The organism is Thiomonas sp. FB-6, assembly GCF_000377645.1.
Taxonomy (GTDB): Bacteria; Pseudomonadota; Gammaproteobacteria; order Burkholderiales; family Burkholderiaceae_C; genus Thiomonas_A.
In genome coordinates this window covers 91,684-107,927 of sequence record NZ_KB898474.1, presented here as the reverse complement: position 1 = coordinate 107,927, position 16,244 = coordinate 91,684, and the positions used below count along the sequence as shown (strand labels likewise).

At 72.8% G+C, this 16,244-nt stretch carries 14 protein-coding genes; 4 read left to right on the top strand and 10 right to left on the bottom strand.

Annotated features, from left to right (window positions below; genetic code table 11):
* Window positions 1–66: 66 nt before the first annotated feature.
* The 5 genes from D466_RS0106100 to D466_RS0106080 all read right to left on the bottom strand — a co-directional run bounded on the left by D466_RS0106100 (window position 67) and on the right by D466_RS0106080 (window position 4,270).
* Entirely contained in the window at window positions 67–1,635 is a 1,569-nt protein-coding gene (locus tag D466_RS0106100) for a cryptochrome/photolyase family protein (protein WP_018912826.1), read from the bottom strand.
* Complete coding sequence (locus D466_RS0106095) at window positions 1,625–1,822, bottom strand: DUF2256 domain-containing protein (RefSeq protein WP_018912825.1); 198 nt, start codon at window positions 1,820–1,822, stop codon at window positions 1,625–1,627. The genes D466_RS0106100 and D466_RS0106095 overlap by 11 nt, the downstream gene beginning before the upstream one ends.
* A gap of 31 nt (window positions 1,823–1,853) precedes the next feature.
* Window positions 1,854–2,672, bottom strand: a complete 819-nt coding sequence (gene folE2 / locus D466_RS0106090) for a GTP cyclohydrolase FolE2 (RefSeq protein ID WP_018912824.1) — start codon at window positions 2,670–2,672, stop codon at window positions 1,854–1,856.
* A gap of 48 nt (window positions 2,673–2,720) precedes the next feature.
* A complete protein-coding gene (locus D466_RS0106085; protein WP_018912823.1) occupies window positions 2,721–3,293 on the bottom strand; it encodes a glutathione peroxidase in 573 nt (190 codons plus the stop codon).
* A 119-nt stretch (window positions 3,294–3,412) separates the two neighbouring features.
* A complete protein-coding gene (locus D466_RS0106080; protein ID WP_018912822.1) occupies window positions 3,413–4,270 on the bottom strand; it encodes a LysR family transcriptional regulator in 858 nt (285 codons plus the stop codon).
* A 77-nt stretch (window positions 4,271–4,347) separates the two neighbouring features.
* Here D466_RS0106080 and D466_RS0106075 point away from each other — a divergent pair, with 77 nt between their 5' ends.
* From D466_RS0106075 to D466_RS0106060, 4 genes are all read left to right on the top strand, one after another.
* Complete coding sequence (locus tag D466_RS0106075) at window positions 4,348–5,286, top strand: DMT family transporter (RefSeq protein ID WP_018912821.1); 939 nt, start codon at window positions 4,348–4,350, stop codon at window positions 5,284–5,286.
* A gap of 4 nt (window positions 5,287–5,290) precedes the next feature.
* On the top strand, window positions 5,291–6,148 hold the full coding sequence (locus D466_RS0106070) for a DMT family transporter (protein ID WP_018912820.1): 858 nt from the start codon (window positions 5,291–5,293) through the stop codon (window positions 6,146–6,148).
* Between the two features lie 64 nt (window positions 6,149–6,212).
* Window positions 6,213–6,851 (top strand): ANTAR domain-containing response regulator, encoded by a 639-nt coding sequence (locus tag D466_RS0106065; protein WP_018912819.1) that lies wholly within the window; start codon window positions 6,213–6,215, stop codon window positions 6,849–6,851.
* A 110-nt stretch (window positions 6,852–6,961) separates the two neighbouring features.
* Complete coding sequence (locus D466_RS0106060) at window positions 6,962–8,137, top strand: CmpA/NrtA family ABC transporter substrate-binding protein (protein WP_018912818.1); 1,176 nt, start codon at window positions 6,962–6,964, stop codon at window positions 8,135–8,137.
* Between the two features lie 6 nt (window positions 8,138–8,143).
* Here the strand turns inward: D466_RS0106060 and D466_RS0106055 are convergent, their stop codons facing one another.
* Genes D466_RS0106055 through nirB form a run of 5 tightly spaced genes read right to left on the bottom strand, consistent with a single transcriptional unit; the run spans window position 8,144 to window position 15,860 of the window.
* Window positions 8,144–9,415, bottom strand: coding sequence for a nitrate/nitrite transporter (locus tag D466_RS0106055; RefSeq protein WP_231385672.1), 1,272 nt, complete (start codon window positions 9,413–9,415; stop codon window positions 8,144–8,146).
* Complete coding sequence (gene cobA, locus D466_RS24680) at window positions 9,331–10,266, bottom strand: uroporphyrinogen-III C-methyltransferase (RefSeq protein ID WP_081629841.1); 936 nt, start codon at window positions 10,264–10,266, stop codon at window positions 9,331–9,333. The genes D466_RS0106055 and cobA overlap by 85 nt, the downstream gene beginning before the upstream one ends.
* Window positions 10,263–13,055, bottom strand: coding sequence for a nitrate reductase (locus tag D466_RS20775; protein WP_038165423.1), 2,793 nt, complete (start codon window positions 13,053–13,055; stop codon window positions 10,263–10,265). The genes cobA and D466_RS20775 overlap by 4 nt, the downstream gene beginning before the upstream one ends.
* A complete protein-coding gene (nirD, locus tag D466_RS0106040; RefSeq protein WP_018912814.1) occupies window positions 13,048–13,419 on the bottom strand; it encodes a nitrite reductase small subunit NirD in 372 nt (123 codons plus the stop codon). The genes D466_RS20775 and nirD overlap by 8 nt, the downstream gene beginning before the upstream one ends.
* Before the next feature lie 8 nt (window positions 13,420–13,427).
* Window positions 13,428–15,860, bottom strand: coding sequence for a nitrite reductase large subunit NirB (gene nirB, locus D466_RS0106035; protein ID WP_038165421.1), 2,433 nt, complete (start codon window positions 15,858–15,860; stop codon window positions 13,428–13,430).
* Window positions 15,861–16,244: the final 384 nt, after the last annotated feature.

Sequence of the window (16,244 nt, the reverse complement as noted above, 5' to 3'; positions counted from 1 at the left end):
GGAATCGAAGTCGAATGCGAGTTCGAACTCGGAGTCGGGGGCGAAACCGCGCAGGCCGCGCCACGCTCAGGCCTGGGTCATGCGCCACGACTCGGCCTCCCGCACGATGCGCGCGCGCTCCCCGGCGTCCAGGCGCTGCAGGTTGCGCACCTGCATCGCGGTGCGCGGATGGTCCGCCAGCAGGGCCTCGTGGCGCATCAGGAAGTCCCAGTACAGCAGCGTGTACGGGCAGGCCCGCGGGCCCACGCGCTGCGCCGGATCGAAGCGGCAGCCCCGGCAGTAGGCGCCCGCGCTCATGCGCCAGATGTACTGGCCGCTGGCCGCGTAGGGCTTGCTGGCCATGACCCCGCCGTCGGCGAACTGGCTCATGCCCAGCACGTTGGGCAGTTCGACCCATTCCACGGCGTCGGCGTAGACCGCCAGGAACCAGCCGTGCACCTGCCGCGGCTGCACCCCCAGCAGCAGCGTGTACAGGCCGATGACCATCAGGCGCTGGATGTGGTGGGCATAGCCCGTGCGCAGGGTCTGGCGCAGCGCATCCGCCAGGCAGGGCATGGGGGCGTCGCCATTCCAGAAATAGCCCGGCAGATCGGCCTGCGCCCCCAGCGCGTTGGCGTCGGCGTAACCGGGCATGCGAGTCCAGTAGATGCCGCGCACGTACTCGCGCCAGCCCAGCACCTGGCGGATGAAGCCCTCGGCCGAGGCCAGGTCGGCCGCTCCGTCGCGCCAGGCCTGTTCCGCCGCCCCGACCACCTCGCGCGCGCCCAGCAGCTTGAGGTTCAGCGCCGCGGACAGGCGCGAATGCCACAGCAGCGCCTGGCCCGGCCACAGGGCATCCTGCCAGCGGCCGAAGCGCGGCAGGCGCTCCCGCACGAAGGCGTCCAGGGCCCGCAGGGCCTGCGCGCGCGTCAGCGGCCAATCGAATGCCTCCAGCGAACCCGCGTGGCCGGCGTAGCGGCGGCGCACCAGCGCCAGCACCTCGCGCGTGAGCGCGTCGGGCGCGAACACGGGCGGCGCGGGGACCTCGCCGGGCCCCTCGGGCGCGAAGGCGGCACGGTTGTCGGCGTCGAAATTCCAGCGCCCGCCGGCGGGCTGAGAACCGTCCATGACGTCCATGAGCACGCCGTGCCGGCGCCGCTGCTCGCGGTAGAAGGCCTCCAGGCGCAGGCTGCGCCGGCCCCGCGCATGGGCCGCGAACTCCTGCACCGTGCCGAAGAAATGCCGGTCGGCGCGGACGTCCAGTTCGTGCCCCTCGGCGGCGGCCGCCTCGCGCAGCATGCGCAACACGCGCCAGTCGCCGGGCGCGGTCATGCCCAGGGACGCCGGACGCAGGTCCTGCAGCGCGCGGCGCAGTTCCGCGCCCAGCGAGCCGCGGTTGCGCGGGTCGTCGAGCTCGGTGTAGTGCACCGTCCATCCCGCCTCCCGGCGCTCGCGCGCGAAGTGGCGCATGGCCGCGAGAAACAACGCGGTGCGCGGCTGCGAGGAGCCGGCGTGGGCCGACTCCTCGTGCACCTCGGCCATCCAGATCGCATCGTGCGCCGGGTCGCAGCCGTCGAAGGCGGCGGCGCCGGCGTCGAGCTGGTCGCCAAGCACCAGGATCAGCCGGCGCAGGCGCCGGGGTGATTCAGGCGGCATCGCCCGCGTCCGCGGCGCCGCGCGCCCGCGCCTTGCGCTTGCGGCAGGCCTCGGAGCAGTAGCGCACCTGCTCCCAGTTGGCCGCCCACGCGCGGCGCCAGCTCATGGCACGCCCGCACACCTGGCAGGTCTTGCTAGGCAGGCTCGCCTTGTTGCCGCGATGCCCGGCGCGCATGCCGCGCTCCATGACCGGATCGGCGCCTTGCTCGCCCGCGGGCTCAGTCGTTGCGGCCTTCGAGCCAGGCGTAGGCGGAGTGGTTGTGGATGGATTCGAAGTTCTCCGAGGCCACCGTGTAGGCCGCCACGCGCGGCTCGCCGCGCAGCGCCACGGCCACGTCGCGCACCAGGTCCTCGACGAACTTGGGATGGTCGTAGGCGTATTCGGTGACGTACTTTTCGTCCGGGCGCTTGAGCAGGCCCCACAGCTGGCAGGACGCCGCCGTCTCGGCGATGGCGATCTGCTCGTCCAGGCTGAAGGCCCCGCGCAGCTCGGCGCCGATGCTGATGATCGAGCGCTGGTTGTGCGCGCCGTAGTCTGAGATGTCGCGCGAGCACGGGCACAGGCTGGTGACCGGCACATCCACCGACTGGCGCAGCAGGCGCTGCCCGGCGCGGGTCTCGGCGTGCAGGCTGACGCCGTAGTCGAGCAGGCTGGACACGCCGGACACCGGCGCGCTCTTGCGCCGGAAATAGGTGGCGCGCAGGGTGATGGCGCCTTCCTCGGCGCCCAGGCGCGGCAGCATGGTGTCGAGCAGGCGGCCCAGGGCCTGCGCATCCATGTCGGCGGCATGCGCGTCGAGCACCTCGAGAAAGCGCGACATGTGGGTGCCCTTCACCTCGGGCGGCAGCGCCACGGTCATCTGGAAGGTTCCGATGGTGGACTGCGCCTCGCCCTCGCCCCCGCGCAGCTTCATCGGGTAGCGCACGTCGCGCACCCCGACCTTCTGGATGGAGATGCTGCGCCGGTCGGGGCTGGACTGGACGTCGGGCAGGGCTGCGGCCTTGTCGCGCAGCAACAGCAGGTCGGGGGAGTTCATGGTGCGTCCTTTCGGGCCGGCGCCGGGCCGGCGCCGATGGGGCGTGGGTCAGGGATGCTGCGCGAGCAGCTTGCGGATCTGCGCGTTCAAGTCCTTGTCCTCCGGCGTGGTCAGGCTGGAGTAGGCCGAGACCACCTTGCCGTCACGCCCGATCAGGTACTTGTAGAAGTTCCACTTCGGCGTGGTGCCCGATTCGCGGATCAGCTCCGCGAACAGCGGGTTGACCTCCGAGCCGCGCACGTGGGAGGGGGCGAACAACTCGAACTGCACGCCGTAGTTGGCCTTCGAATAGGAGACGATGCTCTGGGGATTCGACAATTCCTGGAAAAAGTCGTTGGACGGGAAGCCGAGCACGACGAAGCCCTGCGGCCCGTACTCGGCCTGCAGGTGCTGCAGGCCCTTTTCCTGGGGACTGAAGCCGCAGTGGCTGGCGGTGTTGACCACCAGGATCACCTTGCCGGCATAGCGGCACAGGTTCACGCTCTTGCCCGTGTCCAGGGAATCGAAGCTCTTGTCCAGCAGCGGCGGACAGCTCGCCGCCATGGCCGGCACGACGGGCGAGAGCGCCACCAGCAGCACGAGGGGCCGCAGCCAGGCTGCGAGGGGGGAGCGGATGCGCATGACTTCTCCTTTGTCTAGGACAATTCGACTTCATCTTGGACAAAACCATCCGAAGCGAAGCGTATACCCAAGCATGACGTAGGGTCTTTGGGCGCCCGGCACGGGCCGCCGCGCCCGGCTCAGGCGGCGGCCGACAGCAGCGCGACGATCTGGGCCTGCAAGGCCCTGGCCTCGGCGCTGCGCCCCTGCTGGGGCCGCGCGATCATGGCCACGGGCACCGGCGGCAGCGGCGGCAGCCCGTGGCGGCTGTCGATCACCTGCAGCGACTCGGGCACCGCGCAGCGCGCCAGCACGGCCACGGCCAGGCCGCTTTGCGCGGCCACCACCTGGCCGACCAGGCTGGGGCTGTGGTACGCGAGCCGGTAGCGGCGCCCGGAGGAGGCCAGCGCCGACTCGGTGAGCGCGCGCACCACCGCGCCCTTTTCGTACACCGCCACCGGCAGCGTTTCCTCGCGCCACACCTCGGTGCTGCGCGACGCCACCCACACCAGGGGCTCGTGGAACAGCAGGCGCCCGCGGCCGGGGCGGCCCTGGGTGACGATGGCCACGTCCACGGCACCGTCGCGGACCTGCGGAATCAGGGCCGTGGACTGCGCGCACACCAGCGTGAGCTCCACCGCGGGGTAGCTGGCCGAGAAGGCGCCGAGCACGCGCTGCAGGTAGCCGATGGCGTAATCCTCGGGAATGCCGAAGCACACCTGCCCCGACAGGCCGGGCTGCAGCACCGCGGCCTGCGCCTCCTGGTGGGCGCCCAGCACGCGGCGCGCGTGCGGCAACAGGCGCCGCCCCTGCGGGGTCAATTCCAGGCGCCGCGCGTCGCGCAGCAGCACCGGGGCGCCGACGGCCTGCTCCAGCTTCTTGACCTGCATGCTGACCGCCGCCTGCGAGCGGTGCACGACCCGCGTGGCGGCGCTCAGCGAACCGCCGTCGACGGCGGCGACGAAGGCGCGCAGCCAGTCGATGCGCAGATCGTTCATGGTTTCGAGAATCGAATGACCATGTCTCGAATTATGCGCTTTGCGAAAACATCGGCCAGGCGCAGACTCCGTGCACCATGCCGACGCCACGACCCGCCACCTCCGGCGCCTCCGCCTCCTCCGCCACCGGCCGTACCCGCCTGTCCGGGCCGCTGCGGGGCGCCGGGCTCATGGTCGGCGGCGGCATGCTGCTCGGCACCGTGGGGCTGTTCGTGGACGAGGCCGGGCGGGCGCCGCTGGAACAGGTGTTCGTGCGCTGCGTCATCGGCTGCGCGGCGCTGGTGGCCTACGCCGCCGCGGCGGGGCGCCTGGGCGAACTGCGCGTGGACCGGCGCGGCCTGCGCGTGGCCTTGCTCAGCGGCGCGCTGATGGTGGCCAACTGGGCGCTGTTCTTCGCTGCGCTGCAGCGCAGCTCGATCGCCGTGGCCACGCTGGTGTTCCACGTGCAGCCGCTGTGGGTCATGGCCTGCGGCATGCTGTTCCTGGGCGAGCCCCGGTCGCCGCGGCGCATGCTGGCGGCGGCGCTGGCGCTGCTCGGGCTGGGCCTGGCCGTCGGGCCGGCCGTGCTGGCGCGGCCCCAGGGCGCCTACCTTCAGGGCGCGGGCTTCGCGCTGCTGGCCTCGCTGTGCTACGCGGCGGTCACGCTGATCGCCAAGGCGCAGCGCAGGCTCAGCGGCTTCGCGCTGGCCACCTGGCAATGCGGGGTCGGCGCGCTCAGCCTGGCCTGGTGGCCCTGGCTGCACGGCCTGCCACGCGAGGCGGCCCCCTGGCTGTGGATGACCGGGCTGGGACTCGTGCCCACGGCGGCCGCCTACGTGGCGCTGTACAGCGGCATGCCGCGCTTGCAGGCGGGGCAGATCGCGGTGCTCCAGTTCGTCTATCCCATCACCGCGATCCTGGTCGACCGGGTCGCCTTCGGCCACCGGCTCTCGCCCCTGCAGTGGCTGGGGGTGCTGGCGATGGGCCTGGCCCTGTGGGCCGTGGGGCGGCCACGCCGGACCGGCACGCTACGCTAACGGGATGACCTCCGACCTGCTTGCCCTCGCAGCCATCGTGCTGTGGAGTTCACTGGCCACGCTGGGCGTGGCGCTGGCCCAGGTGCCGCCCTTCCTGCTCACCGGCGCGGGGCTGCTGATCGGCAGCCTCATCGCCTTGCCGCTGTCGGGTTTCGACATCCGCCGCTGGCGCGTGCCGCTGCCCACGCTGGCGGTGGGCGCCGGCGGCCTGTTCGGCTACCACTTCCTGCTGTTCATGGGGCTGCGCACGGCGCCACCCGTGCAGGCCAACCTGGTGAACTACCTGTGGCCGCTGGGCATGGTGGTGCTGGCGCCGCTGTTCCTGCCCGGCATGCGCGTGCGCGCCGGGCATGTGGCGGCGGCGTTGCTGGGCTTCGCGGGCGCCGCCACCGCGATTCTCGGGCGCGCCGGTGGCGGCGCTTCGCTGCTGGCGGGCGGCTTCCGCTGGGGCTACGTGTTCGCCTTCGCCGCCGCGCTGAGCTGGGCCTGCTACTCGCTGATGACCCGCAGGCTGCCTCGCTTTCCCACCGCCGCCGTCGGGGGCTTCGCGGCCATCGCCGGAGCGCTGGCCTTGCTGTGTCACGCCGTGCTCGAACCCCGCGCCAGCCTGTCGCCGGCGCAGTGGGGGCTGCTGGCCCTGCTCGGCCTGGGCCCGCTGGGGGGTGCCTTCTTCCTGTGGGACGCCGCGCTCAAGCGCGGGGATCCGCGGCGCATCGGCCTACTGGCCTTTCTCACGCCGCTGTTGTCGACCTCGCTGCTGATGGCGGTGCACCACCAGCGCCCCGACGCTTCCATCGTCGCGGCCACGCTGATGATCGTGGGCGCCGCGCTCTGGGGAAGCCGCATCCGCGCCGCCGGCTGAGCCCGCGCGGGCGCATGCCCGCCCCGCGGCCCGGGCTCGGCACGGAATTTGCGGCTCGAGACGCATGTCCACGCCTCGCAGCGATGCCCGCAGGCCGACGGTGGCCGTCGTCACGCCCGACCCGGAACTGGTCGCGGGCGACCCGGGGTCGCGCGCGCAGGCCGCGCGCGGCAGCGCGCTGGCGCAGGGCCTGGCGCAGGCCGGCTACGAGCTGGTGGCCCTGCTGCCCGCCAGCGCCGACCTGGAGGCGCGCATCGCCGAACTGCGCCCCGACCTGCTGATCGTCGAGGCCGAGTCCGGCGTGCGCGACCTGCTGGAGCACATCGTGTTCGTCACCCGCGACTCGCCGCGGCCCATCGTGCTGTTCACCGACGACGACGACGTGGAGACCGCGCGCATGGCCGTGGCCGCCGGCGTCACGGCCTACATCGTCGACGGCCTGCGCCCCGGGCGCGTGCGCCCGGTGATCGAGGTGGCCCTGGCGCGCTTCGCGCGCGAGCAGGGCCTGCGCGCGCAACTCGACGACGCGCGCCGGCAACTGCTCGAGCGCAAGACCGTCGAGCGCGCCAAGGGCCTGCTGATGAAACGCCTGCGCGTGGACGAGGACGAGGCCTTCGCGCGCCTGCGCAGGCTGGCGATGGAAAAAGGCCTGAAGCTCGCCGAGATCGCGCAGCGCGTTCTCGACGCAGCCGAACTGCTCTGAATCATGCACCGCCACGACCATTCCACCCCTTCCATGCACCAAATCCGGTCCCGCCCGCCCCGACTCGGGGCACGCCACGGCGGCTTGCCCGGGCCCGGCTGAAACCCACCATGGCAACCCTACCCCCTTCCAGCGCCGCGAACTTCGGCCCCCTCGAACTGCAGGAAGTCCGCATCGGCTTCGTCGCCCTGACCGATTGCGCGCCGGTGATCATGGCCAGCAGGCTGGGCCTGGACCGCAAGCACGGCGTGCGCATCGTGCCCTGCCGCCAGGCCTCGTGGGCCGGCGTGCGCGACAAGCTGCTGCGCGGCGACATCCACCTGGCCGACATGCTCTACGGCCTGGTGTACGACGTGCACCTGGGCCTCGGCGGGCCGCGGCGCGACATGGCGCTGCTGATGACCCTGAACCGCAACGGGCAAGGCATCACCCTGTCGAGGCAGCTCGCCGCCCGCGGCATCACCGACGCGAGCGCGCTGGCGGCGGCGATCCACGCCGGCGAACGCGGCTACACCTTCGCCCAGACCTTCCCGACCAGCACCCACACCCTGTGGCTGTGCTACTGGCTGGCCAGCGCCGGCATCGACCCGCTGCGCGACGTGCGCCGAATCACCGTGCCGCCGCGCCAGATGGTGCTGAGCCTGCGCTCCGGCGCGATGGACGGCTTTTGCGTCGGCGAACCCTGGAACGCCGTCGCCGCCGCCCAGCAGGTGGGCTTCACGGTGGCGACCAGCCAGGAAGTCTGGCCCGAGCATCCGGAAAAGGTGCTCGGAGCCACCTCGGAGTTCGTGCGGGCCTACCCGAACACCGCCCGCGCCGTGACCGCGGCGGTGCTCGAGGCCTGCCGCTGGATCGACGCCTCCGATGCCCACCGGGCCGAGATGGCGCGCTGCATCGCCGGCCCGGACTACGTCGACACCGAGGTCGGCACCATCCTGCCGCGCATCCTCGGCGAGCATGCCGACGGCCTGGGCGCGCGGCGCGGCGACGCGCACCCGATGCGCTTCCATGCCGACGGCCAGGTCAACTTTCCCTGGCTGTCCGACGGCATGTGGTTCCTCACCCAGTTCCGCCGCTGGGGCCTGCTCAGGAGCGAGCCGGACTATCTCGGCGTGGCCCGCGAGATCCACCGCATCGGCCTGTACCGCGAGGTGGCCGAGGCGCTGGAGGTCGTCGCGCCCGCGGGCACGCTGCGCAGTTCCACCCTGCTCGACGGCATGGTCTGGGACGGCAGCGACCCCGCCGGCTACGCGCGTGCCTTCGAGCTTGGAGCCCTGGCCGGCTGAAGGGCGTCAAGCCGCCAGCGGGCGCGCGGCGCGCGCGACTCCGGCGCGGGTGCGCGCCAGCAGGCCGGTCAGCCCCAGGCACAGCAGGGCGAGCACCACGTACACCAGGTAGCCGCGCGCGTAGCCCACGGGGCCCAGGCTCTGCGCCACCCGCCCCAGCAGCGGCGGCACGACGAAGCCGCCGAGCGCGCCGAGGCCGCCCACCCAGCCGGCCGTGCCGCCCACCGCATCGGGTACGTACTGCGGAACCAGTCGGAACACGGCGGCGTTGGCCACGCCCATGCCGGCACCCATCAGGAATTCGCCCAGCACGGTCAGCCCGAGCACGCTGGCCCCGCTCATGAGCAGCGCGCCGGCGAGCACGCTGAGGAAAGCCGCGAAGGCCACCTTCTCGCCGCCCAGCCGGTCCGCCCAGGCCCCGCCGGGCACGCGGATCAGGGAGGAAAACAGCGAAAAGCCCGCGGTCAGCGCCAGCGCCAGCCAGTGCGGCGCGTGGTAGTAGGCGCCCCAGAAGGTGGGCAACCAGGCGGTCAGCGCGAGAAAGCCGCCGAAGGAGGTGAAGTACAGCCCGACCAGCGGCCAGGTGCGCCAGCTGAAGGCGGCATCCCGCAGGCTGCGCGCGGCCCCTGCGGCGGGCAGCAGTTCCTGGCCGGCCGCGCGGGCCTGCGCCATGGCCTGCTCGCGGCTCGCGCCCCCGCGGCGCAGCTGGAAATAGGGCGCGTCGAAGCCCAGCACGACGTACAGCACCAGACCGGTGAGCACGATGGCCAGCGACACCAGGTAGCCCGCGCGCAAGCCGCCGTAGGCGATGATCAGCGGCAGCACGATGGCCACCAGCCCGGGCGAGGTGTTGCCCAGCCCGGCGTAGAAGGCGAGCGCGCGCCCCTGGCGCGAACGCTCGAACCAGTAGGAGACCTGGCCGATGCCCACCGAGAAGGTGGCGATGCCGCAGCCGCCCAGGGCTCCGCAGGCCAGCAGCAACGGGTATTGGGCCTGGCTCAGGTGATCGGGATAGCGGCTGAGCAGCATCCAGTACAGGCCCGCGATGCCCAGCACCGAGGCCAGCAGCAGCACCAGGAAGGGCAGCTTGCCCCCGTTGCGATCGACCCAGGCGCCGAAGGGGATGCGCAGCAGCGACCCCGTGAGCATGGGCATGGCCACCAGCAGCCCGACCTGCTGCGGGCCCAGGTCCATCAGCTTGACGAAACTCTGCGCCGTGGGGCCGAACAGCGAGACGGCGCCGAAGCCGATGAAGAATCCGACGGTGGCGCCGAACAGGGCCCGGCGGGAACTGCCGCGAATCGAAGGGGTCTGCATGACGCGTTCTCCTGAAGCGAGGGGGAAGAAGCAGGACGGGAAGGGGATGCGGCCAGGCCCTGCGCATCGGCGCCCAGCGCGCGGCCGATGAGCATCACGCAGGGGCTGGCCAGGCCGGCGGCGCGCAGGTCGGCCTCCAGCCTGCCCAGGCTGCTGTCGACGCGTCGCTGCGAGGCGCTTGCCACGGCATGCATGAGCAGCACCGGCGTGCCTGGCTCCAGGCCCGCGGCCAGCAGTTCGCGCCGGATGGACGCGGCCGCCGACACCCCCATGTAGACCACCAGGGTCATGCGCGAGCGCACCAGCGAGGCCCAGTCCACGGGACTGTCGGCCGCGGTGTGTCCGGCCACCAGCGCCACGCCGTGGCTGTGCTCGCGGTGCGTGAGCGAGGCGCCGGCGGCCGCCGCCGCGGCCAGGCCCGCGGTGATCCCCGGCACGATGTCCACCTCGATGCCGGCGGCGCGCAGGCAGGCCAGTTCCTCGCCCGCGCGCCCGAACACCGAGGGATCGCCGCCCTTGAGCCGCACCACGCGTTCGCCGCGCAGCGCCTCGACGACCATCAGGCGCTGGATGAAGTCCTGCGGCGTGCTGGCGCAGCCGCCGCGCTTGCCCACCTGCACGATGCGGCAGGCGCGGCGCGCCAGGCGCAGGCAGGCGGGCGCCACGAGATCGTCGACCAGGATCACCGTGGCCTGGCGGATCGCCCGCACGGCTTTCACGGTGAGCAGCTCGGGGTCGCCTGGCCCGGCCCCCACCAGCAGCACCCGCGGCCTGGGCTTCGCGCCTGGCTTCGTGCCCGGGCCCGGGTTCATGCCGGGACCCCGAGGGACGAAGCCTCGGCGGCCATGCGCCGCAGCGTGGGCAGGCAGGAACCGCACTGCGTGCCGCAGCCCAGGCGGCGCTGCAGCGCCGCCAGCCTGTCGGCGGCATCCCCTGTCGAAGCCGCGAGTTCACGCGCGATGTCGCCGGCGCGCACGTCGAGGCAGTTGCACACCTGGGCGCCTCGCGCGCCAGCCGCGGGCAGCGGCGCGCGAGCGCCCGGCGCCAGCAGCAGGCGCCCCAGGGTCCGTGCGGGGGCCTGCGATTCCAGCAGTTCGCGCAACCAGGCCTCGGCGGCGACCGCGCCGGGGCCGCCGCACAGCAGCACCGCGTGCAGCGCATCGCCCCGCAGCAGCACACGGCGTTCATCGCGGGTGCGGCTGTCGCGGTAGCGCAGCACCTGCGGCGCGTCCAGGCCGAAGACCCCGGCCACGAAGCGCAGGCTGGCCTCGTCGGGCGGCTCGTGGCCCGCCGCATGCAGCGCCAGTCCGCAGCGCTCGCGCCCGAAGGGCACGCAGCTCAGGTAGTCCAGGCCGCGCAGCGCATCCATCAAGGCGCGGCGCAGCGGCGCTTCGCCGCCCTGCTCCAGCCAGCCGAAGGCGCACAGGCGCCACGGCAGCTCGGCCCGCAACACCTTGACCGCCGCGTGCTTGAGCTCGGGCTGGCGCGACACCGGGTCCAGCACGTCCAGCGTGAGGCCGTTGACCCCCAGCGTCGGCTTGCCGTTGCCGGCCGTGCCGCCCAGGTATTCGGGGCCCCAGTGCATGGCGACGAAGGCCTGTCCCGGCGCCAGCCCGGGGTCGGCGCGCGCCGGCAGCACCTGCGTGCCGCGGCGCGAGCTCAGGCGCACCAGATCCCCTTCGGCCAGGCCGCGGCGCGCCATGTCGCCGGGGTGCAGGTCCACGCTGGGCGCGGGCCGGTGGGCGAACAGGCGCGGCACGCTGCCGCTGCGGCTCATGCCGTGCCATTGGTCGCGCAGCCGCCCCGTGTTCAGCGCGAAGGGGAAGCGCGCGTCGCGTGCCTCGGCCACCGGCCGGTACTCCACCGCGCACAGGCGGGCGCGCGCGTCGGGCGTGGCGAAGCGGCCGTCCGCGTACAGGCGCTGGCGGCCGCGTGCGGCCCCCGTCGGGAAGGGCCACTGTTGCGGCCCCTCGCGCTCCAGCAGATCCCAGCTCAGCCCGGTGATGTCCAGATCGCGCCCGCGCGTGCTCTCGCGGTGTTCGTTCCACACCGCGCGGGCATCCGGCCACGCGAACATCGACGCCCGGCCCGGGCGCATGCGCGCTTCCAGGCGGCGCCCGAAATCGGCGGCGATCTCCCAGTCCGCGCGCGCCTGCCCGGGCGGCGCCACCGCGGCGCGCACGCGCGAGATGCGGCGCTCGGAATTGGTCACCGTGCCCTGCTTCTCGCCCCAGCTGGCGGCCGGCAGCAGCACGTGCGCGTAGCCGGCGCTGGCGGTGTGCTCGAAGGCCTCCTGCACGACCACCAGTTCCGCGCGCTGCAGGGCCTCGCGCACCAGGGCCGCGTTGGGCAGCGACTGCAGTGGATTGGTGCAGGCGATCCACAGCGCCTTGAGCCGTCCCTGCGCCGCGGCGCGGAACATGTCCACCGCCGTCAGGCCCGGCTGCGCGGGCACCTGGTCCACGCCCCACAAGGCGGCGACCTCCGCGCGGTCGCCGGCGTTCGCGAGATCGCGATGGCCGCTGAGCAGATTGGCCATGCCGCCCACCTCGCGGCCGCCCATGGCGTTGGGCTGCCCGGTCAGCGACAGCGGGCCGGCGCCTTCGCGTCCGATCTGCCCGCAGGCCAGGTGCAGGTTGAGCAGCGCCAGGTTCTTGTCAGTGCCGGCGCTGGATTGGTTGAGCCCCTGGCAGTACAGCGAGAGCGTCGCGCCGCGGCCGCCGTCGTCACGCAAGCCGGCGAACCAGCGGGCCGCCTGCACCACGTCCTGTTCGCGCAGCCCGCACAGCTGGGCCGCGAAGGCCGGCGTGAAGGGCCGCACGGCCTCGCGCAGGGCCTCGAAGCCCGCGGTGTGGCGCGCGATGTACGCGGTATCGACCAGGCCGTCCCACAGCATCGCGTGCAGCATGCCGTGGAACAGGGCCACGTCGGTGCCCGGCTGCAGCGCCAGGTGCAGGTCGGCGATTTCCGCGGTCTCGGTGCGCCGCGGGTCGACGACCACGATCTTCAGCTGCGGGCGCTCGCGCCGCGCCTGCTCGATGCGCCGGAACAGGATGGGGTGCGCCCAGGCGGTGTTGGAGCCCGCGATGAACAGGCAGTCCGCCGCGTCGAGGTCCTCGTAGCAGGGGGGCGGCGCGTCCGCGCCCAGCGCTCGCTTGTAGGCGGCCACCGCGCTGGACATGCACAGGCGCGAGTTGGTGTCGATGTTGTTGGTGCCGATCAGTCCCTTGGCCAGCTTGTTGAACACGTAATAGTCCTCGGTCAGCAACTGACCCGAGACGTAGAAGCCGACGGCGTCCGGCCCGTGCCGGGCGACGATGTCCGCGAAGCGGCCGGCCAGGTGTTCCAGGGCCTCGTCCCAGCCCACGCGCCGCATCGGGCCCTCGCGCGATGCGCGCATGCGCGGATGCAGCGCGCGAGCCGAGGCCAGCACGCCCGGCTGCGCGCTCAGGTGCAGCGTGGCGCCCTTGCTGCACAGGCGCCCGAGGTTCGCCGGATGCGCGGGGTCGCCGCGCACACCGCGGATCGCGCCGCCCTCGGCGTCGATCAGCACTCCGCAACCCACGCCGCAGTAGGGGCAGGTGGACGCGGTCTCAGACATCGCCGCTGCTCCCCGCCGCCTCGGGCAAGGTACCGGCCCCGCCGGCCAGCGCCTGCGCGCGCAGGTACACCCGCCCCTGCTCCACGCGCACCTCGAAGGCCGGCGTGCAGCCGTGGTCGGGCGCGACGGCGCAGCCGCTGTCCAGCGCCACGGTCCAGTTGTGCAGCGGGCAGGCCACGGCGCGCCCGAACACCAGGCCCTGCGACAGCGGACCGCCCTTGTGCGGGCAGCGGTCGAGCAGCGCGAACACCTCGTCGCCTTCGGTGCGGAACACGGCGATGTCGCCCCCATGGGGGCGCCGCAGCGTGCGCGCACCCAGGCGCGGCAACTCGTCGACGCGGCAAATCTCGGTCCAGGCATCCATGGCGGGCCTCATGTGGGAAGCAGGGGAAGGAACTGGCGCGTGTCCACGGCGGCCCGTTCGGGTTCATGCCAGGGGTCGGGCAGGTCGGCCAGCGCGAACTGCAGGCGTTCCCACAACTCCTGGCGGCCGGCCGCGTCGTCGACCACGCGGCGTCGCACGTGTTCCAGGCCCACGCGCGCCACGTAGTGCACCGTGCGCTCCAGGTACCAGCCCTCCTCGCGGTACAACTGCAGGAAGGCGCCGGCGTGCTCGATCACCTGCTCGTGGGTGGCCACTTTCACCAGGAACTGCGCGACCTCGGTCTTGATGCCGCCGTTGCCGGCGACGTAGATCTCCCAGCCCGACTCGACGCCGATCACCCCGACGTCCTTGATCCCCGACTCGGCGCAATTGCGCGGGCAGCCCGACACCGCGAGCTTGACCTTGTGCGGCGCGACCATGCGCCACAGCGCGCGCTCGAGCTGCTGCCCCATCCGCGTGCTGTCCTGGGTGCCGAAGCGGCACCACTGGCTGCCCACGCAGGTCTTCACCGTGCGCAGCGCCTTGGCGTAGGCGTGGCCGCTGGGCATGCCCAGGTCCTTCCACACGGCGGGCAGGTCCTGCTTGCGCACGCCCAGCAGGTCGATGCGCTGCCCGCCGGTCACCTTCACCGAGGGAATGGCGTAGCGCTCGACCACGTCGGCGATGCGCCGCAGCTCGGCCGCGCTGGTCTCGCCGCCCCACATGCGCGGCACCACGCTGAAGCTGCCGTCCTTCTGGATGTTGGCGTGGGCGCGTTCGTTGATGAAACGGCTCTGCGGGTCGTCGGCCGCCTCGCGCGGCCAGGTCGACAGCAGGTAGTAGTTGATGGCCGGGCGGCAGCTGGCGCAGCCGTTGGGCGTGCGCCATTCCAGGAAGCGCATCACGGCATCCACGGCCAGCAGGTGCTGCTCGCGGATGGCGTCGCGCACCTGCTGGTGGGTGGCGTCGGTGCAGGCGCACAGGGCCTTCGCCCTGGGCGCCGCCGAGTAGTCGCCGCCGGCCGTGAACATGAGGATCTGCTCGACCAGCCCGGTGCAGGACCCGCAGCTGGCGCTGGCCTTGGTGTGCCTGCGCACCTCCTCCAGCGTGAACAGGCCCTGCTCCTTGATGGCCCGCACGATGGCGCCCTTGCACACGCCGTTGCAGCCGCAGACCTCGGCGTCGTCGGCCAGGGCCAGGGCCTTGCTCTGCCCCTGGTGGCCGGCGTCGCCCAGCCCCGACTCGCCGAACATCAGGCGCTCGCGCAACGCGCCCACCGGGCGCGCCTCGCGCATGAGCTTGAAGTACCAGGCCGCGTCCACGGTGTCGCCGTACAGGCAGGCACCGACCAGCCGGTCGTCGCGCAGCACCAGTTTCTTGTAGACCCCTGCTCCCGGGTCCGCGAGCACGATGTCCTCGCTACCCGGGCCGCCCATGAATTCGCCGGCGGAGAACAGGTCGATGCCCGTGACCTTGAGCTTGGCCGACACCGCCGAGCCGGCGTAGCGCCCGATGCCGAAGCAGGCCAGGTGCGTGGCGCAGACCTTGGCCTGCTCGAACAGCGGCGCGACCAGGCCGTAGCTGGTGCCGCGGTGCGCGGCGCATTCGCCCACCGCGTAGATGCGCGGGTCGGTGACGGTCTGCAGCGTGTCGTCGACCACGACGCCGTTGCGGCAGTGCAGGCCGATGCGCTCGGCCAGTGCGGTCTCGGGGCGGATGCCGGCGGCCATCACCACCAGGTCGGCGGGGATCTCCGCACCGTCGTCGAGCTGCACGGCGCGCACGCGGCCCGAAGGCCCGGCCAGCAGCGCGCGGGTACGCGCTCCCGTCAGCAGGCGCAGCCCGCGCTGCTCCAGGCTGGCGCGAAGCAGGCCCGCGGCGCTCTCGTCCAGCTGGCGTTCCATCAGCCAGGGCATCAGGTGCACCACCGTCACCTGCATGCCGCGCAGCATCAGGCCGTTGGCCGCCTCCAGGCCCAGCAGTCCGCCGCCGATGACCACCGCGTGGACATGGCGCGCGGCCGCGTCGATCATGGCCTGCGTGTCGGCGATGTCGCGGTAGCCGAGCACACCGTCGAGCTGGTGCCCCGGCACCGGCAGCACGAAGGAGCGCGAACCCGTGGCCAGCAGCAGCCGGTCGTAGGGCGCTTCACGCCCGTCCGCCGCCCGCACCACGCGCCGGCGCCTGTCGACGTCGACCACGGTGGCCCCGGTGTGCAGCGTGACCCCGTGCTCCTCGTACCAGGCGCGGGGATTGAGCACGATCTGCTCGACCGTCTGCTCTCCGGCCAGCACCGGCGAGAGCAGGATGCGGTTGTAGTTCGGGTAGGGCTCGGCGCCGAACACGGTGATGTCGTACATGCCGGGGGCGAGCCTGAGCAACTCTTCCAGGGTGCGTACCCCGGCCATGCCGTTGCCCACGAGGACGAGTCTGGGTTTCATGCGATGACGCCGGATGCGGAACAAAAAAAAAGCCTCCGCGAGCTCCGGTTGCGGAGTTCGCGAAGGCGTCGTTGCCTGGGCCGGGGCGCGGCTTCGCGCCCGGACCGTGACTGCACGGGCCGGCCGCCGTTGGCCCGCCCGGTACCCGACCAGCAATCGGCGTGCCAGCCCCGGCACCGGGGGGCGCGCGCTGCGGCGCATGCCCGCCGTGCACCGCCATGGGGTGCCGCGCGCACGGCAGCGGTGCAGGATCGCCCCGGGAACGGGCGAGGCGTGGCGAATTTCGTTCAGCCGCTTGGATGGGAGCGGAACCTTGTGAGATTTGTCACGCTCAGCGCCGATTTTTATCGCGGGGCACACCGGCGACAAGGCGATTGATTTACA